The organism is Chitinophaga sp. H8 (assembly GCF_040567655.1).
GTDB classification, from domain to species: domain Bacteria; phylum Bacteroidota; class Bacteroidia; order Chitinophagales; family Chitinophagaceae; genus Chitinophaga; species Chitinophaga defluvii.
Genome location: NZ_JBEXAC010000001.1, coordinates 1,370,436 through 1,395,065, shown reverse-complemented (window position 1 = coordinate 1,395,065; position 24,630 = coordinate 1,370,436). Strand labels below are relative to the sequence as shown.

Genomic DNA, 24,630 nt, shown 5'->3' with positions numbered 1-24,630 from the left:
CTGTTAGTGCATAACCGAAACTATTTTTATTATGATTTTATTTATTAGGAAAGTTGGTCAATTGGTGCAGTTAGCAATGTTGTTATTGTTTACTATCCCGGTAGTTGCGCAGGTAAAAGAAAACCGTTATCCACCCACCGATCAGCCCGACAGAGTAAATCTTACCGTTACAGCAGCCCCTTCCACCAGTATGGCAGTTACCTGGCGTACGGCCACTACCGTAACTACAGCATATGCTGAAATACAGGAGGCTAATCCTGATCCTTCTACTATTAAAGATGCCCACAGGATTACGGCGCGTACAGAAACTTCTGTTGTAGGGGATGGCAAGTATAAAGACCTGGTATGGAAAGGGGTAACGGCCAATTATCACTCCGTGGTTTTTGATGGGTTAAAACCTAATACCATGTACTCCTACCGGGTAGGAGCCGGTGATTTCTGGAGCGAGTGGTTCCAGTTCAAGACTGCCGGCAACAAAGGCCAGAAACTGTCCTTCATCTACCTGGGTGATGCGCAGACTGACCTCTATTCCATGTGGTCCAAGGTGATCCGGCAAGCCTATTCGCAAATGCCGGAAACACGCCTGATTTTACATGCAGGCGACCTGGTAAACCGGGATAATCATGATGAAGAATGGGGCGAGTGGTTTGCTGCGGGCTCATTCATTTTTGGAATGGTTCCCAACATGCCTTCTCCGGGTAATCATGATTATGGACGGGATGAGAACATTCACACCCTCTCTCCTTTCTGGCGCCCACAATTCACTTTGCCGGAAAATGGACCCGAAGGCCTTTTGGAAACCTGCTATTTCACCGATGTACAAGGGGTAAGATTTATCTCCCTGGATGCTTATATGGCGGAGGAATCCGACGAAATGCTGGCAAAACAAAAACATTGGACAGACAGCGTACTGAGCCACAATCCCAATAAATGGACCTGTGTACTTTTCCACCATCCTATCTATTCTCCCAAAGCTTCCAGGGACAATAAACGGATGAGAGAAACATTCAAACCTTTATTCGATAAGTATAAAGTAGACCTGGTATTGCAGGGACATGACCATACCTATGCACGTGGTATGGCCAAAATCCCAATGCCACAGAAAGGTGCTACTTCCGGTACCATGTATGTGGTGTCCGTAAGCGGCCCTAAAATGGCAGACAGCGGTATTGATCCAAAATTCTGGATGGACAGGTCTGCAATCCATACCCAACTGTACCATGTAGCAACAGTAGAAAATGAGCGATTACAATTCAGAACGTATACATCCAATGGTAAACTGTTTGATGCTTTTGACCTCGTTAAACAAAAAGGAAAAATCAATAAACTGGTAGAGATCATGCCTGCAAAATAATCCTATACTGGGTAGGCACACCAAAAAACTGTGAAATATAAACGTTATGAAAAGAATTACCTCTTTAAAGATCCATGTTGCTGCCTGCGTCTTAATGGCAATGACAGCGTGTGAGAACAAACGTGCTGCCTCCGGCAGTAACTATTCCCGGCCTAAAATTGTAATAGGGATGATGGTAGACCAGATGCGCTGGGACTATCTGTACAAATACGGGGAAAGATATGGAGAAGACGGCTTTAAAAGGTTGATCCGGGAAGGATTCAGCTGCGAGAACACATTGATCAGCCATGCGCCTACCGTTACTGCGATTGGCCACTCTTCCGTATATACCGGTTCTGTACCTGCTATTACAGGGATTGTGGGCAATGGCTGGTACGACAGGGCCTGGGGCCGCTCCATTGAGAATGTGGAAGATACCACGGTTACTGCAGTAGGTAGCAAATCAAATGGCAACCGCTCTCCCAGAAACCTGCTCACTACCACAGTGGGTGATGAACTGCGTATCGCCACCAACTACCAGAGTAAAGTAGTAGGCGTTTCCATAAAGGACCGGGCTGCTATCTTGCCGGCAGGACATACCGCCAACGGCGCCTTCTGGTATGATGAGGATGCCAACAGCTTTATTACCAGCACCTATTACATGAATGCATTACCTGACTGGGCCACCAAATTTAATGCGGTTAACTGGAAAGATTCCCTGATGCATGGTAGCTGGAATACCCTCTATCCACTGGAAAGTTATATCCTGAGCGACAAAGACGATAAATCTTACGAAAACGTATTCAGCGGAGAAGATAAGCCTGTTTTTCCCCATACCAAACCTTCTCTCTCCAACACCCCTTTTGGCAACACCCTGACGCTTGAATTTGCTAAGGCTGCCATTGAAGGCTATAAACTGGGGGATGGACCTCATACTGATATGCTGACAGTAAGCTTGTCCAGCCCTGATAAAATCGGCCACCGCTTTGGTCCCAACTCCATAGAAGTGGAAGACAATTACCTGCGGCTGGATAAAGACCTGGGAGAATTCTTCAAATACCTGGACAGCCGGTTTGGAAAAGATGGCTACATCTTCTTTATCACGGCAGACCACGGTGTAGGCCATGCTCCCGGCTACCTGCAGGAACACAATATCCCGGGTGATGCGATTAACGAAGACGCTATGAAAGAACGGGTATATGCTGCGGTAAAAGCTAAGTATGGTACCGCCGATATTATACAAACGTTTACCAACGGCCAGGTATATCTCAACTATGAGGTACTGTCCAAAAAAGGATTGGATAAAAAAACAGTAGCCAGTTACATAGCAGGACTGTTCAGCCAGGAACGCGGACTGGCATATGCAGTGTCTCAGGACGATCTGGCTACCGCTCCCATACCTGAACGCATCAAAAAAATGTACATCAACGGATGTAATACCAAACGCAGCGGAGATATTTTTCTGTTAAGAGCGGCAGGATGGAAAGCCGGATCCGTAAAAGGAGCCTCTCACAGCGAATGGTACCCCTATGATGCACATATCCCCTTAGTATGGATGGGACACGGTATTAAACACGGAAAAACGAACCGCACAGTAGGCATGGTGGATATCGCACCTACCCTCGCAGCACTACTGCAGATACAAATGCCCAGCGGAAATATTGGAGAAGTCATCACAGAAATAAGCAACGAATACATGAAGTAACCTAAAAACCATCAATCAAAAGACTAAAAAAGCCAATTACAGGTAGCTGTAGCTACCTGTCAGGAATGTTTTGTTTGTAACTGAACACCTAACTATTCAGTGCAAACTTTTTTACAGATTCACATTTAAAGTTCTACACCTTTTAAAAGCGTCTTTATGCAAAGAAGCAGATGTATTCTACTATTTTTATTTGCGGTGCTGGGCTGCTTTACAGCCTTTGCGCAGGAAAGCCCAATTACCGGGGTAGTGCTCTCAAGTGATGGTAATATACCATTAGTGGGGGCTACGGTATTACTTAAAGGAACCAGCACCGGGTCAGTAACGGATGTAAATGGCAGGTTCGCTATCAAAGCAAAAGTTGGACAAACACTACTTGTCCGGTATGTGGGATTTCCGCAAGCGGAAATAACCATCCAGAACACAGCATCACTTACTATTAAACTGGATGCCCAGGGTACCAGCCTGGGAGGCGTGGTAGTAACGGCCCTGGGGATGAAAAGGACCAAACGGTCACTTGGATATTCCGTAGGCGAAGTAAAAAGCGAAGACCTCAGCAAGGTGCCTCAAGAAAACGTCCTGAACAGCTTAACCGGCAAGGTACCTGGTATGAAGATCATCAACACTACAGGAGAAATAAACTCAGATCCAATGGTAGTCATCCGCGGGTTTAAATCACTGTCTGGCAATGATGCGCCATTGATTGTGGTAGACGGACTCCCTACCGGTAATGATGCGGGTGTACTCTCTGATATGAGTGCGGATAATATCGAAAGCGTGAGTGTACTGAAAGGACCCAGCGCTGCTGCACTTTATGGCTCCAGGGCAGGTAGCGGCGTTTTGCTGATCACCACCAAATCAGGTAAAGGACAAAAAGGAATAGGGGTTTCCGTTAACTCTTCCTATATCGCCAGCGTACCTTACAAATATGTACCGCTGCAACAGGAATTTGTTACGGGCTCCAATGGTGGCTTCAATGAAACGACCAACCTCTGGTGGGGACCAAGAATGGGTACCAAAGTGGCCAGATTTGGTACCAATGGCGAAGCTACTCCTTTAACACCCCACCCCGACAATGTGAAAGACTTTGTAAATGTGGGCAATAGCTTCATCAATGATGTTTCCATCAGAGGCTCCAATGACAAAGGTAGTTTTAACCTCTCTCTCTCCGACTCAAGATCTACCGGTGTGTATCCTGAATCTGAACTGAGAAAGAATGCGATCTCTCTTTCCGCCACCTATAACATCACCAGCAAGTTCAGAGTAGCTGCCAACTTCAACTACCTGAATTCCGGTTCGGATAACTTCAGACAGCAATCTGATAACTATTTCCCGTATGAGGATATTTACTTTACGCCCAACTGGCTGGATATCCATGCGCTGAAGAACTACTGGAAAGAAAAGGATGTACAACAGGATGTATGGGGAAGCGACTTTAACAACCCCTGGTTCAATGTATACGAAAACGTAAGCGCCTTCCGTAAAGTACGCCCTTATGGTAGCGTAAAATTCGATTGGGACATTACCAAAGACCTGAGCCTGATGGCACGTATCGGTAGCTTCAATGAATCTGCTACTAATGAAAGCCGTACAGCCAAGTCAGAACATAATCGCCGCAATGGTAGTTATACTAATATCACCTCGCAGGTACAGGAAGTAAATACAGACATCCTCTTAAACTACAAGAAAGAAGTGGGTGACTTCTCTTTCAATGTATCCGGTGGTGGTAACCTGCTTTTCAATAGCGGTTCATTGTCCAATATCAACGGACAGAAACTGATCCTGCCTGGTTTATACACTGCTGGTAATATCGACAAGTCTGCCGTATTATACAGCAGCAACAAATACAAGAAAAGAATCAATGGGTTACTCGGCATGGCCTCTATTGGCTACAAGGAAGTGGTTTACCTGGATATAACCGGAAGAAACGACTGGTCCAGTACCTTACCGAAAAACAACCGGTCCTACTTCTACCCTTCTGCTTCTTTAAGCGTCATTGCTTCACAGCTGTTAAACTTACCTGAAACGATCTCCCTGCTGAAATTAAGAGGTGGATGGGCTAAGGTGGGTAAGGATACTGATCCTTATCAGCTGGCTATGGCACTGGAACAATCCCTCTGGGGCGATAATACCCAGTTCACACTGCCTGGTACACGTCCGTCATCCGACCTGGTACCTGAGAGCATTATCTCCTCAGAAGTAGGTTTTGATTTCGCCCTGTTTAAAAACAGGTTAGGCCTCAACTTCACGTATTATGAAATGGAAGATAAAAACCAGATCACAAACGTGTCTGTGGCACCGGAATCCGGTTACCTCACAGCCAACATCAATGCAGGTATCGTAAAGAATAAAGGATTTGAAATTACCTTACATGCTGTCCCTGTTCAGACAAAGAATGTAACATGGGACATGAACTTCAATTTCACTACGGAAAGGAGCCGCATCACACAATTACCGGAAGGGGTATCTAACTACCAGTTCTGGAATCGTGCCAATATCTATAACCAAACCGCTGTAGGGGGTGTTGTAGGTGATATATGGGGTAATGATGTGGTACGTGTTCAGGAGGGGCCTTATGCAGGATGGCCTTTGCTGGATGATAATGGTTATGTAAAACTGGACCCAGCCTTGAAAAAAGTAGGTAATGTAATGAACGACTTCTCACTAGGTTTCCAGACAAGCGTATCCTACAAGCGTTTCACCGTATCCGCCAACATCGACTGGCGCCAGGGTGGTGACTACTACTCTGAAAGTATGAAAAGGCTGGCACGTGATGGTAGAGGCGAAACCTGGTTTAAAGGGGATGGTTCCAGCACATTTACCGGTATCCTCTCCAACAATTCATTTAATGGTGATAATAACAAACTGGCAAACGAAATCAAATCCAACCCTGGCAAATACAATGCGGCAGATGGTCTTACCTGGGTAGGTGGACGTGATGCAGACTATGGTGGATTTGAATATGGTGGATCAATAGCCAATGGTGCTTTCTTCCCTGGTGTCAGACCTGATGGTAATGGTGGTTATATCGAAAACTTTGGCGCCGCAGGTACCAAGTACTTTCGTAGCGACCTGATTGCGGATCCAGGATCAGGATACTGGAGCAGAGGTATCCAAACCTGGATATACGATGCATCTTTCATTAAATTAAGAGAACTGTCTATCGCGTATAGCTTACCGGATCCACTGGCTAAAGCTATATCAGCCAAAAACATATCTGTCTCCGGCTTTATGAGAAACCTCATGCTCTGGACAAAAGCTAAGAATTTCATTGATCCTGAAACGGCTATCAATAATACAAATGACCGGGAAAGGACAGCCAGAAAGTACGCTTTGGGTTATGACAGGGCCTTTATGTATCCCTGGACTTTGACAATGGGTTTAAAATTAAGTGTTCAGTTCTAATTACGTCTTTATGAAATTAATCAATAAATTATCTCTGGATGTTATCAGGTTTGGTATGCCGTTGTCGCTATTACTAGCGGGTTGCGGTGATAAATTTACCGATACGAATATCAATCCAAATGCTTTGACAGATAAGCAGATCAAGCCTGCTTTTATTATGACCAGCGTTATTTCCCAGTCGGCGATAAAAGTGGCGGAAACATCACTCACCAGTAACGTAACCATGTGCGTAATACCGGAAGCGATGCAATATACGCAACGCGACTTCCTGGAGTATGCTGTAACCAACACCTTTGGCTGGAGCCAGCTCTCCTGGTCTACCCGCGATCTGTTCAAACCACTTTCCAACGCTGTTTACCTGGAAACCAGGGCAGCAGGCGATGCAGACTCTTCCTTTATCAGAGGAGTAGCGCTGGTGATGCAGTCTTACTGGTTTGGTTTCAACACCTCTGGCTGGGGAGATGTACCCTATTCTCAGGCGATGAAAGGAGCGGACAATGTATTACAGCCCGTTTACGACAAACAAATAGATGTATTTAAAGGTATTCTTTCCGACCTGGATGCTGCTAATGAAGCGCTGACAAAAGCAACTGCGGTTACTTCCACTACCATGAAAGCAGATGCATTGTTTGGTGGAGATCCGATGAAGTGGAGAAAGTTTGCCAACTCCCTGCGCCTGCGTTTTCTGATGAGGCTGTCTGAAAAGGCTACTGAGATGAAAGCCCAGGGTGTAGATGTAGCTGCTGAGTTTAAAAAGATCGTTGATGATCAGACAAAGTATCCGATCATCAACAGCAGTGCTGAAAATGCGGCAGCCAGCTTCCCGGGGAATAATAATGTGGATTCATGGCCGTTAGGTCCTTTGACCACGCCTACTACCTCTGAATTTTACAGGAAGAAACCGGCTGCTACCATCATCAATTTCTTAAAAGCGCATAATGATCCCCGCCTGACGGTATGGTTCGCTCCTACCGACGTACAAACACTGGTAAGAGACAAGGGTAAGGATATGGTGATCATGAAAGACGAAAATGGTGTGGTAAAACGTTATATAAAAACGTACAGCCCGGACATCGACACGTCCCTGTATGTTGGTCTTAAAATCGGGTTAAGTAACCCCGATGGTTATAACAACAACAAAGCGGAATACCTGAATGAAGCAGCTGCCCTCAATAGTGCGATCTATAAAAGTGGTGCTGCCAACCCATTCGTTTCGTATCTGGCTCCTATGTATCGCCAGGATCGTAATGCACTGGTAAAAAGCATCTTCATTTCAGCCGCAGAAGTGCAGTTCACTTTAGCTGAGGCTGCAGTGAAAGGCTGGATACCTGGTGCTGCACTTGACTATTACATTGGTGGTATTACTGCTTCTTTAGAACAGTATGGTATCAACAACGGAGATGTAAAAGTGTATAACACACAAACACACAAGATCGTTGCATTTGATAAGTCCGCCTTTGTTAATAGCATGACGGCTGAGTATAATACTGCTACCAATAAAACAGAAGCTATTCTCACCCAGAAATGGGCCGCTGCATTTGTTACTACAGATGGCTGGTTTGACTGGAGAAGAACCGGCTTCCCCAACATTGGTAAAAACCTCATGAATGGTCCGCAGGGAGAAAAAATACCTGTAAGATTTATGTATGGGGATAACGAACTCAACTATAACGGACAAAATGCCAATGCCGCTATCGCCAACCTTGCCCCCACCACCAATGACCAATGGTCTAAAATGTGGCTGATTCAGGGTACAGGAAAACCCTGGTAATAGCAGCGCAAAGCTATGGACATCCCTATGGCTTGTGGTTACAAATAAGCAAAGGCGCGGTATATCGCGCCTTTGCTCATTAAAGGAATGTAGTATAAGATTTAATGCTATTGTTTGATAAAGAACATACCTTCCAGCTAGGTAACAAACATCCTCTCTCCTCCTTTTAATATCCAGCTCTCCTTTTTTAAAGAAGCGCTTATCTCCGCAACAACAATACCCCACTCCAAACACCCCGTTTCGGATACACAAACCCGTGCCTGTTGTAGTATTACACGATTCCCCTTTTCTTTTGGGGTGGTAACTGGTTGAAAAACTGCTGCAAGCGCATCCGCCAGCATCGCTGCTGGTATCCCGGCTTTTAGCAGTTGCATAGCCGTACTGGTCATTTTTCTGTACAAGGTCACCTGCCGTTGGTCAGCTGGCAGGCTGCGGTATAGTTGGGCAGCAGTGCGGGAAGATAAGGCCAGCCGCTCCGCATATACCATAGTAAGTGCAAAGGCTGGATCCGTTTTTACACGGTTTCCGCGTAGGCTGCTCTTCATACGTGCATAGTACTGCCCATCCATTTCATAAAATGTAATGTTGCCGATGGTACCGGTAAGTAAGATCACGCCAGCCTGCTTTGCCATCTCTTAACTTTTACGGTAATTTAATGGGTATCCGGAACATGGCCAAATGAAGGACTATTTATGTCACATCTTCCCCCTTTAGGCATAGCTAGAGCATGGTTGAAGCATAGTAAAGCTATAGTAAAAGCGTTCAATAAGTATGGATGAGCCTACCTGGAATCATTCGCTGCATTAGGCTAAAAGCTAATAGCCAATAGCTAAAGGCTGTTTTAAAGCGTTCTACAAGTATGGATGAGCCTACCTGGAATCATTCGCTGCATTAGGCTAAAAGCTAACAGCTAAAGGCTAACAGCTGTTCTCAGGCAAAAACAGGCATCTCTATCCGGAAAGTAGTACCTTCTCCCTCCTTACTTTCTGCCCAAATCCGACCACTATGAGCCTCCACAATCTGTTTACAGATAAATAATCCCAGCCCGAAGGATTGTTCTCCCGAAGTGCCGGTCCGCCTGGCCGTTTCTGAAAGCGTGAACAGCTTTTCCTGTAATGCCTCCGGTATACCAATACCATTGTCCTGGACTACGATCCACACCAACAGGCCATTACTTTCCATCGATACCCGGATAACGCCGCCCAAAGGGCTGAATTTAATGGCATTCGTAATCAGATTACTGAATACCCGCCACATCTTTTCCCTGTCGAAAGCCATTACCACAGGTTGCAGATTAGCAATGATCCGCTGTTCCTTCTCCCCGGCCTGCTGCTCTAGTAGCGATATACAATATTGCATCACCGTATGCAATGCGCCCTGTTCCCTACAGATATCACTGGATATATCCAGCTGCATCATCTCCTGAATGAGCTGCAGCGAATGAGATGCCGATTCCCTAATAAGTGTCAGGAACCCCAGGTTTTCATGTTCACTAATTTCACCCGAATCGCGCAGGAAATCCGACAGGGGAATAATAGCACCTATAGGATTGCGTAAATCATGGGCCACTATTTTCATCATCTTGGTGTTGTTCTGATGACTTTGTTCCAGGGAACTAAGGCTCTCTTCAAGTATTTCATTTTGTTTGGAAATCGTACCATTCATTAACTGCAGCTTTGCTGCATGCGCGCTCTTTGCTTTTGCATTATACCACACCTGCAGCATTATACCTATGGCCATTACCAGGAATAACCCGGATACAATGAGATAAGCATTTTTCACCTCATTCTCTTTCTTCAATAGTTTTAATTCATAGTCATTGGCTAAAAAATCAAATTGCTGTTGCGTATTGATACTGCTTAGCGGGTTATTGGCATTGTCCAGCGAGTCTTTCATCCGGAAGTAACTGCGCAGGTAATTTAATGCCAATAAAGGTTGCTGCTGTTCCTCGTGGTACTGAGATTGCAGGCGCAGCCAACCAAGCATATTGCCCGCATTGGGGAGTGAATCAATTGAACTTTTTAGTTGGTCCAGCCATGCAGGCACTTTATCATATCTTTTTTGGCTCAGCAACATACTTACCAATCTGATGATAGTACCCTGCCCATCCCACACCTCATTTCCTTTTTGAAGATTAATTGCAATACTCGCTTTATATAATCTTTCCGCCCGGGCAGTATCTCCTGTTTTCCAGTACGCCTCCCCCATATTACCATAAATGACCGCTTTAGACACCTGTATATTCCTTTCCCGCTCGGGCATACCTTTAAAAACCGGCTCAAACTGCTGAATATAATGCAGGGCACTATCATAATAAAACAATGCACTGTCATGACGGTTAAGCTCCCGGTAGCATAGCCCCATATTGTCCAGCAGCCCCTGCTGATAATGAAAGCGGTAAAAGGTGTCTTTGGTACAGGCATACAGACTTTCAAAAGCTTCCTGGAAATAAGGAAGTGCATTGGTAAATTTCTTCTGACGATAGTACACCATGGCAATCCGCCCATCAAATTCATAGAACATACAGGTATCCTCAGATTGCTGTATATATTTCCTTCCCTCAAAATACTGGGCAATAGCTTCGCTGAATTTCAGCTCATCCCGGAATATATCCCCCCGGCATAATAATGCCAGGCCATACATTTTAGCGCAAGCAGGATCATCTCTGAAATCAGCAAGTACATGTAGGATACTGTCAATATACACATTGCCCATTTTAGGCTCCTTCAGGGCCAGCCAATAATGGTCCAGCTTAAAGTAGTATTTCTTTGATAAGTCCAGTGGGCTGGGATTAGGAAAAGCAGCGTATATGGAATCCAGTAGCCGGAAAGCCTCCCCATACTGATCAGAAGTATATATTTCGAGGCCATTAAGTAAAGGCTCAAAATGGGCGGAGTGATCAGGTACCTGTTGATGTGATACGTTACAGGCACTTACCAGCAGGATACATGAACACAAAAGAGCCAATATGTACGGGGTCCCCCATCGGATAGGATACATGCAAAAAGCCACTTTATACATAGCGCATTACATCAGGTTAAGCATTGAGGTAGTAAAGACACTGATGGAAGTTATTAATTGTAATATAAGGTAATTCTTCAAATTATCTTTTAAAGATATACCGATACCTTCTACCCATTGTCCGGAACATGGGCATTTTTCTTATTTTTTATCCCTGCAGGCAGGTACCGGTAACCGGGGCTATTTTTCTTTAAAGATCTCCGCCAGCTGCTCGTGCAGCTGCGCTTCCCGGAGATTGCGGGCAATGATCTTACCGGTGGGGTCAATCAGGAAATTTGTAGGGACACTACGTATGCCATACAGCTTGGCTACCGCATTCTCCCAACCTTTGAGGTCCGACACCTGTGTCCAGTTCAGGCTGTCTTGCTCAATCGCTTTCAGCCAGGCGTTTTTCTGGCCAGGCATATCCAGGGATACGCCCAATACGGTAAATCCTTTCTCTTTATAGCTATTATGAGCCTTTACCACATTAGGGTTTTCCTTGCGGCAGGGACCGCACCAGCTGGCCCAGAAATCAAGTAATACATACTTCCCCTTGAAGTCGGAAAGCCGGACCATCTTTCCTTCAGCAGAACGCTGGGCAAAATCAGGTGCGCTCTTACCTATTTGTGTAGCTGCTTCTGCCTGGAGTAAAACCGGAATACTTTGGCCCAATGGGGTCTTTTTAAGACGGGCTGAAAGCCGCTGATAAGCTTTCCCTGCCTCTGCGGCCATACCTGGCTGCGCTGCAATATGTGCCAGACTGATCACACTGAGATAAGAGGTTGGATACTTTTTGGCAAACGCCAGGTGAATCAGGTACGATTCATGCAGTAGCTGCTTTTCCTGCTCTAACATGCCATCAAATATCTTCTTATCCTTTTTTTGTACTTCCGGCAGGGCTTCATATGCTTTGTTTAATGCAGCAAATTTATCATCGTTCGGTTTAAGCATGGATTTGAGCACCGCATGCTCCGCATTAATAGGTGAATTTTTGATAACAATATTCTTCAGAGAATCCGGAGCTTCTACTACAATATGACCTGGCTCCAGGTACAGCCTGAAAAAATCCATATTTTCCCCAGCTGCCAACTGCTGCACATAAGGGTTTTTATGAAGATACAAAGCGGCATTCACCGGATAAGCTAACGTACCACTAAAATCAAAATGACCACCTGCTACTTTTGTGGAGTCTGCTATTCGCTGGTCTTCTACCTGGTAAACAAGGTAAACCTGATCTCCATCCTTCAACCCTGCTACCTTCCCCTCCAAAGTATAGCGGTCTTGCGACATCACATAAAAGGGCAACAAACAGAGCAACGGTAATATGAATCTACGCATACCAATTATTTTTTCATTTTCCTGTCAAGCTTATCCTGCAATACAGCAATCAGGTTCACACACTCTTCCAACCGGCTGTAACTTTTGCTCCCCTCTACTGTCATATCTCTTTTAGTGACATCTACCCCCGCTAAAAATGCTTCCAGATTAGATAAAAACCGGGGCTGTTCCCCATATAAAATGTTATAAATATCATCATTCAGCTTATCCCCTTCTGCCCGTAGCTCATCATTTACAAAGTCCGTTACCCCGCGCATATCTCCCATGATAGTACCCATTCTGGCTTTAAGGTCCTCCAGGTTACGCTCATCTTTCTTGCCGGGAGTGATATTGTTCCGGAACAAACTGTCGGACAACACCTTTCTTGCTTTCATATAACCGGTCAGGTTACGCTTTAAATCCGTTAGATGCTGATTTAATGCTTCCCCTTTTTCCTTCACAAAATATTTGTCTGCATCATTATTCAAATGTTTAATCCATGCCAGCATACCGAACGTAACATCCGTAACGCCATATTTATCTGCCTGTCCGAATGCTACTGAAGAAAAGGCCAGCAAGCAACAACATATTATCCTGAAAACCATTTTACTGAAGATCATGGTGCTATCTTATATTAAAATATTGCAAAACCCGAACTATTTGATCATTGAAAGTAAACAATTTCCCTCATTCCCGCCATTCATCTATTAACTTGAACACTGCTCTACTATTTTTTGGCTTCATTACGCTTTCTGTTAATATTGTTTTAGGAGAACATCAGCTATTTTTCATCTAAAACCTTATATTATGAAGCCTATCACAATTAACCAGGTTTTTATCAAGCTATTTGCGCTTATTGCACTATGCTTTACTGCATTTAGTTTTACGGCAAAGTTAGGATTGGATAGTTATGAGATCTATCTCAACAACAAACTTATCCTGAAACAATCGGTGAACCAACCTTTAAATTTAAGAGTACTGCAACTGGACCATGCCAAAGACAAAGATCAACTGCGCATCAGGTACAAACATTGCACCCTGGAAGGCGCAGGTACAAACAGGAGCATTGTATTAAAGGATGAAAAGGGAAACATCTTAAAGAAGTGGGGTTTTGCAGATGCCACCGGTGCTGATCTGAGTATGACCATATCTGTAAAAGAACTGTTACAGTTACAGCAGGATCATGCACAGCATGAGCTAAGTATTTCCTATACCGCACGGGAGCTTCCCAAAGGTGAAACACTGGCGCTGCTTCGTCTTAAATAAGCCATTATAGTGCTTATGCAAATGAGATAAGCTGGCTTTTTATCAAGACCGTCCGGAAAGTTTTCCGGACGGCCTGTGTTTATTTGATACTATACCTGACTCCCAGATACAGCTCCCTTCCTCTTGTGGGTCCCCATACAGAAGACAAATCAAAGTATGGTCCAAAAGGATTATTGGCGCTAATGATAGGATTAGGTTGCCTGTAATCAGCCAGGTTTTCACAACCTGCATAAATGTCCAGTGTTTTCAAACGGAAGGTACCTTGTATATTTACCGTGGCATAAGGGGTAGAATACAATGGGCGCTGATACGCTACCGGATTACTCCTGGTATCAGGCAAGCGCATTTTATCAAACCAGTGCGCATTGATATCACCCTGCCAACGGTTGTTTTTAGTACGGTAAGATAATGCCGCCATTACCCGGTTGCGGGGATTAAACGGCAGGCTTACCTTTTCACCGTTTTCCCTGCGGTATACATCCAGATAGTTATAGGCCGAACGTACCTCCAGCTGCTTAAAGAATACAAAGGACGCTTCCAGTTGTAATCCATTGGAGCGGGAAGAGCCTTCAAAATTCCGGATGATAGCCTTTGTTGGATCCGAATCATAGTCCGGGAAAAACTGGTTACTAAAATGTGTACTATAAAAATCGCCACTCAGGGTACCGGTGGTTTGACCGGTAACAAAGTGATAGGTATGGCTTACCCCCCAGTTAAATGCAGCTTCTGGTTTCAGCGGCTCCAAAAAAATAATATCCCTTGAACTCACCAGCAGGTTAGCCTGTTCGCTGAACAGGCTAACCTGTCGCCACCCCGTACCGGCTGAGGCTCGGAATGTATGATTACCATTGACAGCATATTTAACCATCGTACGAGGAGTAAAGTACCAGCCCCATTGCTGATGATGATCTATTCTTGCACCTGTTATCAGCGTTACTTTATCATCCAGCCAATGAAAGGTATTCTCTGCAAATACACCGGGCACCCGCAGACTCGTCTGATACTTACCGGCATAGCTCCGCGGTAATGATGAGTTTATAAAGCGGATATCTTCCTCCAGCTCCTGGTAACGGTAACTTACGCCGTATTTTAACAGGTGTTTTTGATTCCAGTACCATTCATGTTGCAGATTCAGGTAAGCGCTCTGCTGTACAGCAGCATAGCTGGTGGTGCCAAACCAGGATTGCTGGTCATGATAGTACCCCGAAACAGCCAGTACCAATGCATGTTCGTCCGACCACCGGTATGCAGATTTAATATATGCTTCCGGTTGGGTATACCCTACCTGTTGCCCATACACCTTGTTACTACCCTTATGTCCGGCAGCATCATAGTCCATTTGTCCGCCAATCCGTTTTTCTGCTGTAATACGAAGCCCTATCTGGGTACTGAAGCCTGTTTCCTTATCATTACCGTACTTCCATTTGTTGTAAGCCATATAACGGGTCAATAAAGGTAGGTCCAGGAACCCATCTTTATTGCCATCTGTTTTTCCGGCAGGTTGTACAGTGTGTAATGCCAGCAGTGAATGCCATTTCTTCTTTTTTCCAACAGGCGTGGCTACGTTAGCGTTAAAATGCTTTTCGCCAAAGCTGTTGATATAAGCATTCAGGTACAGGCGCTCTGATTTTTCCGGGTGGCGGCTTTCCACGTTAATTTGTCCGCTGATACTTTCATAGCCCTGTAATACAGACGTAGTCCCTTTCGATACATAAATATTCTCTACCATCGAACCAGGATATGTACTGATCCCATAGGTATAACTCAACCCCTGTATCATGGGCAATCCGTCAAACAGTACCTGGTTGTACACACCGGATAATCCTAGTATCCGCAACTCCTGCGCATTGGTCACCACATTGGTAGTTTGTGGCTGTACAGATGCCTGTGTGCCAAAACACCCTGCCAGATCGCAACAAGCGGCCTTAGACAACTCCTTTTGATTAATGACCTCCGTTTTGGCCACCCCAAGGCTCGAAATATATGCCCCCGCCCTGTCAGTAACCGTGATCCCTGCAAGTTCTGTTGCAGCTTTACTTAATACAATGCTGAGGTATGTCTTCTCCTCCACCATTATTGTATCTGTTACAAATCCAGGATGGCTGGCTACCAAACGGCGGTCTGTAACGTCTTGCACCGGCAGTTCAAACACACCATTTTCGTTGACCACTGCCACCACTCCTGTACCTATCCAACGCAGCATACCACCCGGTAATATTTCCCTTACACCACCCTGCATCCCAAACAGCTTGCCTTTCAGGGTTTGCGCAGATAAGGATAAAGACAACAATAGCAGTAACAAAGCAGCTATAGCAGCCTTCATGATTTTTTCTTCTTTCCGGAAGCCTCTTTTTTAACTTTATAGGGTGTGGTACTTTTATCATCGCATCCAGGCGTGGCTTCTATTGCCTTTTCTATTTGTTCCTGGCTGGTGGCTGCACCATGATAGGTAATTGTAAAAATAGAAGACGCCCCGGCAATAGCTGTAAAAGCCACTTCCTCTACCCCATCCTGATTGAGCAGCTGCTTTTTGATGGTTGGCATATCATTATTACAATGCAGGTTTCCCACTTTGATTACCACTTTCTTTACACCATCTGTGCTTTCCTTAGATTGTGCAGCAGTTGGAAACGCTATAGTAACTATAGCCATCAAGGCTATGATTGAAGCAAATATTTTTTTCATTCTAATAGTTTTGACTGATAAAATAATCCGGTTGTTATTCTCCCCTTCCTTATGGAACATACCTATACAGATAACCGCTAACATCCCGCCGGTGCATGACTATCAGAATGCTACTCCGGCCAGGATACTTTCCCGGAATGTATACATACCCTAATGGGATAATAGTACCATCCTTCACGCCCTGTCAAAGCATGAAAAACGATATCATGTAAAGACTTGTATTATGCTATTCTTGGAGGCTGCCAGAAACCGGACACCGGCGCTTCTGAGAAATGAATGAGAGGAATGCCCCATTGCGGGATATTAAAGTGAATATAAGAAAGAAATGGGGATGGATGCAGCGTAAGTACAGAAAAGGCGCAACAATTACAAAGCTGAAAAGGATTACAGCCACTGTCGCAGTCCTCTTGGGAAGAATGGTTATTTGCTTCCACCGGCTGCTGCGCAGGTTGGTCCTTACAGCATTCTGTCGCAGCAACACTGCAGCAAGTATCAGCTGCCGGCATATTGGCGCACACTGGCTGTACTGCCAAAAACAGTACCAATATAGCCATTAAACTGCTGAACCATTTCATGCCCTAAATATAGTATATTTCAGATATCATCATTATTCATAGCGCACTTTTTTTTGTATGCATATTTTTAAAAATTCGGTAATTTACAGGGAGTGATAGCCCAAAGGATCAACTACACGCAAATCACTTTCAACTCATTTACCATGAACACAAAAGAAACATTCACCCTCCACGGGGAAAACCTGCTAAAGAAAATTAAGGAACTGATAGCAGAAGGTAACATCCGTAAAATCACCATTACGGATAAAGAAGGTAAGGAAATCATGTCCTTCCCGCTCACCATAGGTTTAGTGGGTGCTTTACTGGCCCCTATCCTGGCCGCTGTAGGTGCACTGGCTGCTTTGATCGGAGAGTGCAGCATTACGGTGGAAAGAGAGCCTAAGGCAGAAAATGAACCTAAAAAAGAGCCATAGCAGCCATATGGAAGGATAACTACCTCCCCAGCCTTTCAACTGCCAGTTCCGGCGAATCCAGGAAGTTGACCAGCTTCCCTTTATTGCTTTTATAAATAAAATCCTTAAGGCTCTTGCCCGGATATCTGGAGAACTCACCAATGATAACCAGCTGCGCTTTGTAGATCATGTAATGAATACGGACATATTGACCGTAAAATAGCGTAATTTTTCGTTGCTGTTGGCTATTTTTGTTTGGCTTGCCCTAACCATTTATATAACTCTAAAGCATCCTCTTTATGAAATAATTGTGTTCCCGGATTCATCGTAGCAGCAGTGCCACAGGCTACTCCAAAACGCACCATTTCTAATAGAGAACCTCCCTGTTCCATCATCCAGGCCATTCCACCTACCATACTATCCCCTGCTCCTACAGTACTCTTTCTTTTTACTATCGGTGCGGGAATACTTACATATTGGTCCTGGGTAATCAATAATGCTCCGGCAGGTCCCATTGACACTACCAGCACCTCACAATGCCCTTCTGCAATTATCTTTCTGGCAGCGGCCTCCACTTCATCCAGCTGCAGATACGCTTTACCAGCCAGGCTGCTTAATTCTGACAAGTTAGGTTTCAGCAGATAAACACCCTCCTTTACAGCCATTTGCAAGGGTATTCCGGAAGTATCGACAATGAATTTTGCCCCAATAGTTTTCGACAAACGCGCCAATCTGGCAAAGAAATCTTCCGGTACGCCCGGCGGAAGGCTACCACTCGCAATAATAATAGAGGGCATTACCTCCATCATTTTTATAGTGTCCAGACAACTTTCCACCTCTTCCAAACTTAATGCGTCACCAGGGAGTACAAACCGGTATTGCATATGATCAGTCTGCTCAGTTATCATAAAATTCTCTCTTGTTTCTGCCGCTACTGGAATACCAATACCACGTATTCCCTCTTTTAATAACAGCTCCTCCAGCAACTTTCCGTTTGTCCCCCCCGCTGTAAAAACAACCAGACAATCGCCCCCCAACCGATGAATAGCTTTGCCAACATTCACGCCTCCTCCCCCTGCTTCTTTCACTAAAGCACTACAGCGCAGCTTCTTATCTGGGATCAGTTTTTCGAGGGTGGTGCTTTTATCAATGGCCGGGTTCATCGTGATAGTCATAATCATCGTATAATCATTTTAGTTGGTTAACATCATCGTTTCCAATAATTTCATTTAAAAGCACGCTTCATTTCAGAGGGTAGTCCAGGACAAACCCAACTGCCATCAACCATTATGCGTTCAATCGTGAATATCCCGTTCTCTTCGCTGTTCTTTCCTGTTAATCTAAAGGCTGCTTTAAATCCCGAGACCTTTAGTTGCCCGATAACAGTTTCATTCCACTCCCCAAAAGGATAAGCAAAATACTGAACCGGCTGGCCGGTTATTTTTTCCAGCGCCTGCTTCGGATGCCTGATCTCTTTTTCTACGTCCAGACCGGATGTCCCTTTTAAATGAGGATGATCCCATGTATGACACCCGATAACATGCCCCATATCTGCCAGCATCTTTATCTGAGCAGCTGTCATGTACCCCTTTTTACCTATAGGTACTGTCATTACAAAAAAGATACCCTTAAAACCATATTTTTTCAGAATAGGGGCAGCAACCGTGAAGTGAGTATCATGCGAGTCATCAAAAGTGATAACAACTGGTTTTGATGGTAGGGAAGTACCATTTTTATAATAGTTATATAGCTGATCTGGTAAAATGGTATGATAGCCGCTATCATACAGGCATTTCATTTGTTTATCAAAGGACTTTCCTTTAATATGCATCAAATTATCCGGCCCCTCATCTTCTAAACTTATATTGTGGTAGCAGAGCACCGGCACCTTCACCTGAGCAATTGCATAGGAAGGCATGATATAAAAGATTCCAACAAAAAAACTTAATAATTTCATACTATTCTTTTTATCCCAAAGGGTCTGGCAGCTTTAATATTTATTGATATTGAATGTAAACCGGACTGGGGTATAGTTGCAACACCTCTGCCGGCTCCATCAGGTGCTCCCCATTAGCTTTATCATTTTTATAAAACAATTTAAATCCGGTAAACTGAACGGGCTGTCCCGCAATCCAGCTTTTATAAGTATCTATTTTCTTGGCCTGGGAACCGAACCCATCCATATTGATCACAATCTGGACTTCGGGCCGTATAAGTATATTTCTGTAATTGGTGACCATGGCCTGTGTAAAGCGGTGTACGATCAGTATTTTAGGAGGCAGATGGTACTGTTGTACCAGATCTGCAAGATAGGAAGTAGCATAATTAATATCCGCAGCATCAAAAGTGCCAATGGTCGTACATGGTACTTGCCTGTTTTTCATAGCGTACTCAGGGTCAATACCCAGATGAACATTGGGAAGGCGCAGGTATTTCTCCAGGGCCGGAATTTCCTCTTGCAAAGACCCAAGCCCTACCTGAATATCCAGGAACACAAGTGCATCGATTTTTTGTGATAATTGTAATACTTTCTCTATTTCCGAGGCGGGCATTTGCAAGCGGTACTTTTTGCTGGTTCCTGGTGTACTTTGGGCAGTAACGGCAATATAATGTAAAGCAGGTATCACGGGTAATGTAGTATCAGCAACCTGCCATTTTTTCACTTCATTGCACAACTGCTGTAACATCTGCTCCGGCGGCAACTCACCTAACACGCCCATACGGGATGAATAGAAATTCCCATAATAAGCAACCACTCTTTTAAAAGGAAATATAGCGCCAGGCAACGGATAAGTGGTTTTAACCGGCCATTTCCCGGATGGTTTATTACCCACCAGGTGCAGCAGCAGGTTATTGTACAACACCGTATCAAGTGAATTTATCACCGTATCTTTTATCTCGTCCATCTCCAATTTACCCACACCAGCAGGATTCATCCACTCCTGGTTGTCAAAAGGATGACAGGAAGTAATGATCAGAAATAAAGCTGGATAATATAATACTTTCAAATACATAAAAATATTGCTGGATGATTCTAACATGTATTTTCCGGTACTAAACTACCCCCACCTGGAAACATAGCATATGATCATACTCAAGGGATCAGATGATTCCCATCATACCAGCTAAGGGTTATCCTGACAAGAATCAACCTCAGAGCTAACGATTATCATATAATGAGAATCTGTTGTCAGCTACTTTAGTAACAACTAAAAACCAACACTATGGGATCAGAACAGCCCGCTATTAATGTAACTAAGTCGACAGGAGCGGTAGTACCATTCTCAGCAGAGAAAGTTCGCAAATCTTTAAAAAAGGCCGGGGCTACTTCTGCCATCACAGAGGAAATCATACAGGAATTGTATAAGCAGATTTATCCCGATATGCCTACTAAAAAGATCTATAACATTGCCTTTCAATTACTAAAGAATACTGCCCATCCTGCTGCAGCCAGGTACAAACTGAAACAGGCCATATTTGAATTAGGACCTTCCGGGTTTCCTTTTGAGCAATTTATAGCTGCCCTTTTCCAGCATGCAAACTTTACAGTTGCTACCAACCAGCTGATAAATGGCCACTGTGTTAAACATGAAGTAGATGTAACAGCCTTTAAAAGTAACAGGCTTCATATGATTGAATGTAAATACCACCAGCAAGCCGGCACTCATTGCGATGTAAAAGTCCCCCTGTATATAGATGCACGATTTAAAGATATTAGAAAAAAATGGGAAGCTAGCGGTGATAAAAAGACGGAAGGGTACCAGCCATGGCTAGTTACCAATACCAGGTTTACAACAGACGCTTTGCAATATGGCCAATGTACGGGATTACATCTCCTGTCCTGGGACTTTCCATTTGGGAAAGGATTAAAGGATATTATTGATAATGCCGGCCTTTACCCCATTACTTGCCTTACCACACTTAGCCGAAACGAAAAATACAGGCTCCTGGAAAAAGGCATTGTGCTGTGCCAAACACTGGCAGAACAACCTGAAAAGCTTAAGATTGCCGACGTCCCCCTTCAAAGGAGAGCAATTGCTATACAGGAAGTTGAAAATTTATGCAGACATATTGTCAAACTGGAATGGGCTTAACAATCAATCGGCATGAAAGTACTTAACACTTTAAAACCAGCAAAATGAAAGCAAATAAACAGCCTCCGAACGTTTCCCGTGTATCATTATGGGATGGTTTTGTAGCCGGGCAAGAAATATTAAAAGCTATCAACCAGCTGCCTGAGGTAGAAAAAGCAGCATTGGCCGGGAGCTTAAGAAGAGGTACTCCAACGATTGGGGATATAGATATCGTAATTCAGGCGAGTAAAGCGGCCAACCAGCAATTATTGGATAAACTTCAACATCTCGAACAAGTTGCATCTGTTATTGATAGTGGGCGCACCTGGATCACAATGATGCTGCGCAACCAAATCAAGGTAGACATCTGTATTGTCGAGCAACAACAATATGGGGCTGCCATGCTCTATTTTACAGGTCCTGTAGCACATAATTCTGCCTTACAGTCCTGTGCCCGCCAAAAAGGCTGGAAGCTTAATGAATGTGGCTTATTTGATTTGCGTACAGATAGTTATCTGCCCGCTGGAACCGAAGAAGATATTTATAACCAGTTAGGCTTGCAATATATTGCTCCTGAGTTAAGAGAAACAATAGATAGTATTACTCTTACCTCACCCTACCAATCGCCATCACTGATATCATTCAGTCAGATCAAAGGTGATATGCGTATAAAAAGCAAATGGGGAAAGGGTGAGGCAGCCATTCCACACATTGCACATTATGCCTTAAATGCCTTTCCCCACTATCAATATATTATCATAGCAGACCAACTTCCTGATAGTACTTCTGACCAATATCTCAGGCAATGGGATGAAATTGACGAAGTAAACAGGCAACTAAAAAATAACTTCATTAAAAAAGGTATAGAAACAGCAATAGGCAATCATGGCAGTTTATCCGTGAAAAATGAATTGCTTCTGTCATTTGATTGGGTAACGGCTACCATTCAGGAAGAAACTACAGGGGATAATACTGAAAAGTTGATAAAGGCCTGCGAATGCCCATATGTGCACTGTATTGGTCATACAAGCAGCCAGATTTACAATGCTGGATCTCCACCCCGGATCAACTGGGATCAACTCTTCAAAAAAGCAGCTGCCACTCATACGGCTATCGAAATCAATGCACAGCCCAATTGCCTGGAACTGGACGATGCCCTGGTATATAATGCTGTTCAACAAGGGGTGCACCTGGTTATAAATACGGCTGCTACCGCATTATCACAATTTGATTTAATGCAATTAGGTGTTTGGATAGCAAGAAGAGGTGGCTGCACCAAACAAAACATCCTAAATAGCAGATCCTGGCAGGAAATAGAACAGTTTAAACTTAATAAACGGCTGGTCTGCCAACAAACGCCTGCCACCTGAGGTACTACGATCTTCCAATACTAGCTTAACAATCAGCAAAAGTTACAATTTTGCTGAAATATTTATAGATTGTCTTTATTTTTTAAATAGATTTACTTATGAAAGTTGGGAAAATACTACTTTGGTTATTCCTGGTGATCCTTTTGGGAATACAATTCATCCGTCCGGCGCAAAACAAAACATCTTCGGTCTCTCATGATGATGTAACAACAGGATACCACACACCCGTGGCAGTACAGGATATATTCAAGCGGGCCTGTAATGATTGTCACAGTAATAACACGGTATACCCCTGGTATGCCAATATCCAACCGGTAGCCTGGTGGCTAAACAAGCATATTATTGATGGCAAACGTCATTTAAACTTCAATGAATTTATGCGTTATCCCATAGCCCGCCAATACAAAAAATTAAAGGAAACCGCAGATCTGGTGGAAAAAGAAGAAATGCCTTTAACTTCCTATACTATTATTCATAGAACGGCTAAATTAAGTGCACAGGAAAAACAACTGGTCAGCAACTGGTGTGATGAAATACGCGCTCAGATTAGCAGTCAATATCCGCCCGACAGCCTGGTAGCAAAAAAAGGGAAGTAATAGCTGCCGGCCTATCTGAAAAGGAATTCCTCAATTCATGATTTGCAGTTTATTTAAACGAATAATACGCTTTTCCCACAGCTCAAGTAATACAATGGTTTCTTGTTGCTGTTCTTTGAGTTCATAGGTACTGCTTACCAACATTTTGAGTTGTTCCCATGTTTCCTTCCTAAATAACAGTTTATCAAATCCACACCTCCTGTTTATACAGCTGCTAAGAAACGTGCAAATGATATCTGTACTCTGCATAAATTCCATAATCACAATTTCTATTTGCCGTATATTGTCTGCTCCAATTTCAACATACGTACCAGCGTCAGGAAAGTCAGGCATTGAAGACAATTGAGTGGCAATATGTTCCTGGACATTATGTTGGTACACAGACAAAATGCGCTGGTAAGTAGATATAGTATCTGCCAGTTCATGATAGATAGCGGGGCGTTTACTATTGCCTTCACTGGATTCCATTAATTTAAGGCAAACTTCCTCCAGCTGTAACAATAGCTGTGCTGCAATTGGAATATCCTGTTGTTGGAGCTTCTGTAACAGAAACTTAGCATATTGCCTGCCAAAATTGTATTCTTCACGCTGAACCTCTAAGATCCGGTGGGCATTATCGGAACAGGTATAACACTTGAATATGAAATCATCATATTGTTCGAGGGCATTGAAGGGAAAGAAAGCAAACCCCTCACAAAATCTTTTCTGTAATTCGGTATAACTGAAAGAAGGATACATAGCTTTTTTATACAAAAATGGATAAAACACCTACCTAAACCAATGATACCCATCAAGCTATTATTTGATAGTCATCAGGGCCTATTAAACTTTCTGATGTGCAACAACTGTAAATATTGATTTATATCAGGTTAACAAATGTCATTGGTCATTTTCTTTAAAATATTTACACTATAGCTTTGTTAATCTAAAACAGCCTGTCATGCAATATCAACTTTCTAATCCACATGTGCATTATCAGATGCTTTTATACAGAATCGCTGAATGGGGGATAGCATTCTTATTAATGATGGGATTATCTCCGGTACTTAAAGAATTATTGCTTTATTTCCTGGTCAAGCTATATGAATACCTGATACAATACCAGTATTTCAGCTAACCTGAGTATAACATTACAACAATAT

At 43.8% G+C, this 24,630-nt stretch carries 22 protein-coding genes; 10 read left to right on the top strand and 12 right to left on the bottom strand.

The features are described 5' to 3' along the window. Positions 1-31: 31 nt before the first annotated feature. The 4 genes from ABR189_RS05350 to ABR189_RS05335 all read left to right on the top strand — a co-directional run bounded on the left by ABR189_RS05350 (position 32) and on the right by ABR189_RS05335 (position 8,211). Positions 32-1,354 (top strand): purple acid phosphatase family protein, encoded by a 1,323-nt coding sequence (locus tag ABR189_RS05350; protein ID WP_354659420.1) that lies wholly within the window; start codon positions 32-34, stop codon positions 1,352-1,354. A 46-nt stretch (positions 1,355-1,400) separates the two neighbouring features. Further along, positions 1,401-3,038 carry an alkaline phosphatase PafA gene (pafA, locus tag ABR189_RS05345; protein WP_354659419.1) on the top strand — a complete coding sequence of 546 codons (1,638 nt, stop codon included), beginning with the start codon at positions 1,401-1,403 and terminating at the stop codon, positions 3,036-3,038. A gap of 156 nt (positions 3,039-3,194) precedes the next feature. Further along, on the top strand, positions 3,195-6,440 hold the full coding sequence (locus ABR189_RS05340; protein ID WP_354659418.1) for a SusC/RagA family TonB-linked outer membrane protein: 3,246 nt from the start codon (positions 3,195-3,197) through the stop codon (positions 6,438-6,440). A gap of 10 nt (positions 6,441-6,450) precedes the next feature. Beyond that, complete coding sequence (locus ABR189_RS05335) at positions 6,451-8,211, top strand: SusD/RagB family nutrient-binding outer membrane lipoprotein (protein ID WP_354659417.1); 1,761 nt, start codon at positions 6,451-6,453, stop codon at positions 8,209-8,211. 137 nt (positions 8,212-8,348) lie between these two features. Here the strand turns inward: ABR189_RS05335 and ABR189_RS05330 are convergent, their stop codons facing one another. The 4 genes from ABR189_RS05330 to ABR189_RS05315 form a co-directional block, all read right to left on the bottom strand. After that, positions 8,349-8,843: a hypothetical protein gene (locus tag ABR189_RS05330; protein ID WP_354659416.1), complete on the bottom strand. Its 495-nt coding sequence runs from the start codon at positions 8,841-8,843 to the stop codon at positions 8,349-8,351. Positions 8,844-9,141: 298 nt separating this feature from the next. Continuing rightward, entirely contained in the window at positions 9,142-11,169 is a 2,028-nt protein-coding gene (locus ABR189_RS05325; RefSeq protein WP_354659415.1) for a tetratricopeptide repeat-containing sensor histidine kinase, read from the bottom strand. Between the two features lie 243 nt (positions 11,170-11,412). After that, positions 11,413-12,552, bottom strand: a complete 1,140-nt coding sequence (locus ABR189_RS05320) for a redoxin domain-containing protein (RefSeq protein ID WP_354659414.1) — start codon at positions 12,550-12,552, stop codon at positions 11,413-11,415. Positions 12,553-12,557: 5 nt separating this feature from the next. Further along, complete coding sequence (locus ABR189_RS05315) at positions 12,558-13,151, bottom strand: hypothetical protein (protein ID WP_354659413.1); 594 nt, start codon at positions 13,149-13,151, stop codon at positions 12,558-12,560. Positions 13,152-13,338: 187 nt separating this feature from the next. Here ABR189_RS05315 and ABR189_RS05310 point away from each other — a divergent pair, with 187 nt between their 5' ends. Continuing rightward, positions 13,339-13,797 carry a hypothetical protein gene (locus ABR189_RS05310; protein WP_354659412.1) on the top strand — a complete coding sequence of 153 codons (459 nt, stop codon included), beginning with the start codon at positions 13,339-13,341 and terminating at the stop codon, positions 13,795-13,797. 79 nt (positions 13,798-13,876) lie between these two features. On the opposite strand, the gene ABR189_RS05305 is transcribed toward ABR189_RS05310, so the two are convergent. The 3 genes from ABR189_RS05305 to ABR189_RS05295 form a co-directional block, all read right to left on the bottom strand. Continuing rightward, positions 13,877-16,120, bottom strand: a complete 2,244-nt coding sequence (locus tag ABR189_RS05305) for a TonB-dependent receptor (RefSeq protein ID WP_354659411.1) — start codon at positions 16,118-16,120, stop codon at positions 13,877-13,879. Continuing rightward, the gene (locus ABR189_RS05300; protein WP_354659410.1) at positions 16,117-16,482 is read right to left on the bottom strand and encodes a heavy-metal-associated domain-containing protein; all 366 of its coding nucleotides are present in this window, start codon (positions 16,480-16,482) and stop codon (positions 16,117-16,119) included. The genes ABR189_RS05305 and ABR189_RS05300 overlap by 4 nt, the downstream gene beginning before the upstream one ends. Positions 16,483-16,703: 221 nt before the next feature. Further along, a complete protein-coding gene (locus ABR189_RS05295) occupies positions 16,704-17,057 on the bottom strand; it encodes a hypothetical protein (RefSeq protein ID WP_354659409.1) in 354 nt (117 codons plus the stop codon). A 143-nt stretch (positions 17,058-17,200) separates the two neighbouring features. Between ABR189_RS05295 and ABR189_RS05290 the strand changes: the two genes are divergently transcribed. After that, positions 17,201-17,470 (top strand): DUF4342 domain-containing protein, encoded by a 270-nt coding sequence (locus ABR189_RS05290; protein ID WP_354659408.1) that lies wholly within the window; start codon positions 17,201-17,203, stop codon positions 17,468-17,470. A 19-nt stretch (positions 17,471-17,489) separates the two neighbouring features. On the opposite strand, the gene ABR189_RS05285 is transcribed toward ABR189_RS05290, so the two are convergent. Genes ABR189_RS05285 through ABR189_RS05270 form a run of 4 tightly spaced genes read right to left on the bottom strand, consistent with a single transcriptional unit; the run spans position 17,490 to position 20,457 of the window. Beyond that, positions 17,490-17,639, bottom strand: coding sequence for a DUF4180 domain-containing protein (locus tag ABR189_RS05285; RefSeq protein WP_354659407.1), 150 nt, complete (start codon positions 17,637-17,639; stop codon positions 17,490-17,492). A gap of 55 nt (positions 17,640-17,694) precedes the next feature. Next, on the bottom strand, positions 17,695-18,630 hold the full coding sequence (locus ABR189_RS05280; RefSeq protein ID WP_354659406.1) for a 1-phosphofructokinase family hexose kinase: 936 nt from the start codon (positions 18,628-18,630) through the stop codon (positions 17,695-17,697). A gap of 44 nt (positions 18,631-18,674) precedes the next feature. Beyond that, the gene (locus ABR189_RS05275) at positions 18,675-19,406 is read right to left on the bottom strand and encodes a polysaccharide deacetylase family protein (RefSeq protein ID WP_354659405.1); all 732 of its coding nucleotides are present in this window, start codon (positions 19,404-19,406) and stop codon (positions 18,675-18,677) included. A 40-nt stretch (positions 19,407-19,446) separates the two neighbouring features. Then, a complete protein-coding gene (locus tag ABR189_RS05270; RefSeq protein ID WP_354659404.1) occupies positions 19,447-20,457 on the bottom strand; it encodes a hypothetical protein in 1,011 nt (336 codons plus the stop codon). Between the two features lie 216 nt (positions 20,458-20,673). Here ABR189_RS05270 and ABR189_RS05265 point away from each other — a divergent pair, with 216 nt between their 5' ends. From ABR189_RS05265 to ABR189_RS05255, 3 genes are all read left to right on the top strand, one after another. Beyond that, entirely contained in the window at positions 20,674-21,543 is an 870-nt protein-coding gene (locus tag ABR189_RS05265; RefSeq protein ID WP_354659403.1) for an ATP cone domain-containing protein, read from the top strand. Positions 21,544-21,587: 44 nt separating this feature from the next. Beyond that, positions 21,588-22,892, top strand: coding sequence for a hypothetical protein (locus ABR189_RS05260; RefSeq protein WP_354659402.1), 1,305 nt, complete (start codon positions 21,588-21,590; stop codon positions 22,890-22,892). Between the two features lie 98 nt (positions 22,893-22,990). Beyond that, a complete protein-coding gene (locus ABR189_RS05255) occupies positions 22,991-23,488 on the top strand; it encodes a heme-binding domain-containing protein (RefSeq protein ID WP_354659401.1) in 498 nt (165 codons plus the stop codon). A 30-nt stretch (positions 23,489-23,518) separates the two neighbouring features. Here ABR189_RS05255 and ABR189_RS05250 read toward each other — a convergent pair whose 3' ends face one another. After that, the gene (locus tag ABR189_RS05250; RefSeq protein WP_354659400.1) at positions 23,519-24,226 is read right to left on the bottom strand and encodes a hypothetical protein; all 708 of its coding nucleotides are present in this window, start codon (positions 24,224-24,226) and stop codon (positions 23,519-23,521) included. 202 nt (positions 24,227-24,428) lie between these two features. Between ABR189_RS05250 and ABR189_RS05245 the strand changes: the two genes are divergently transcribed. After that, positions 24,429-24,605 (top strand): hypothetical protein, encoded by a 177-nt coding sequence (locus ABR189_RS05245; RefSeq protein WP_354659399.1) that lies wholly within the window; start codon positions 24,429-24,431, stop codon positions 24,603-24,605. Positions 24,606-24,630 lie beyond the last annotated feature (25 nt).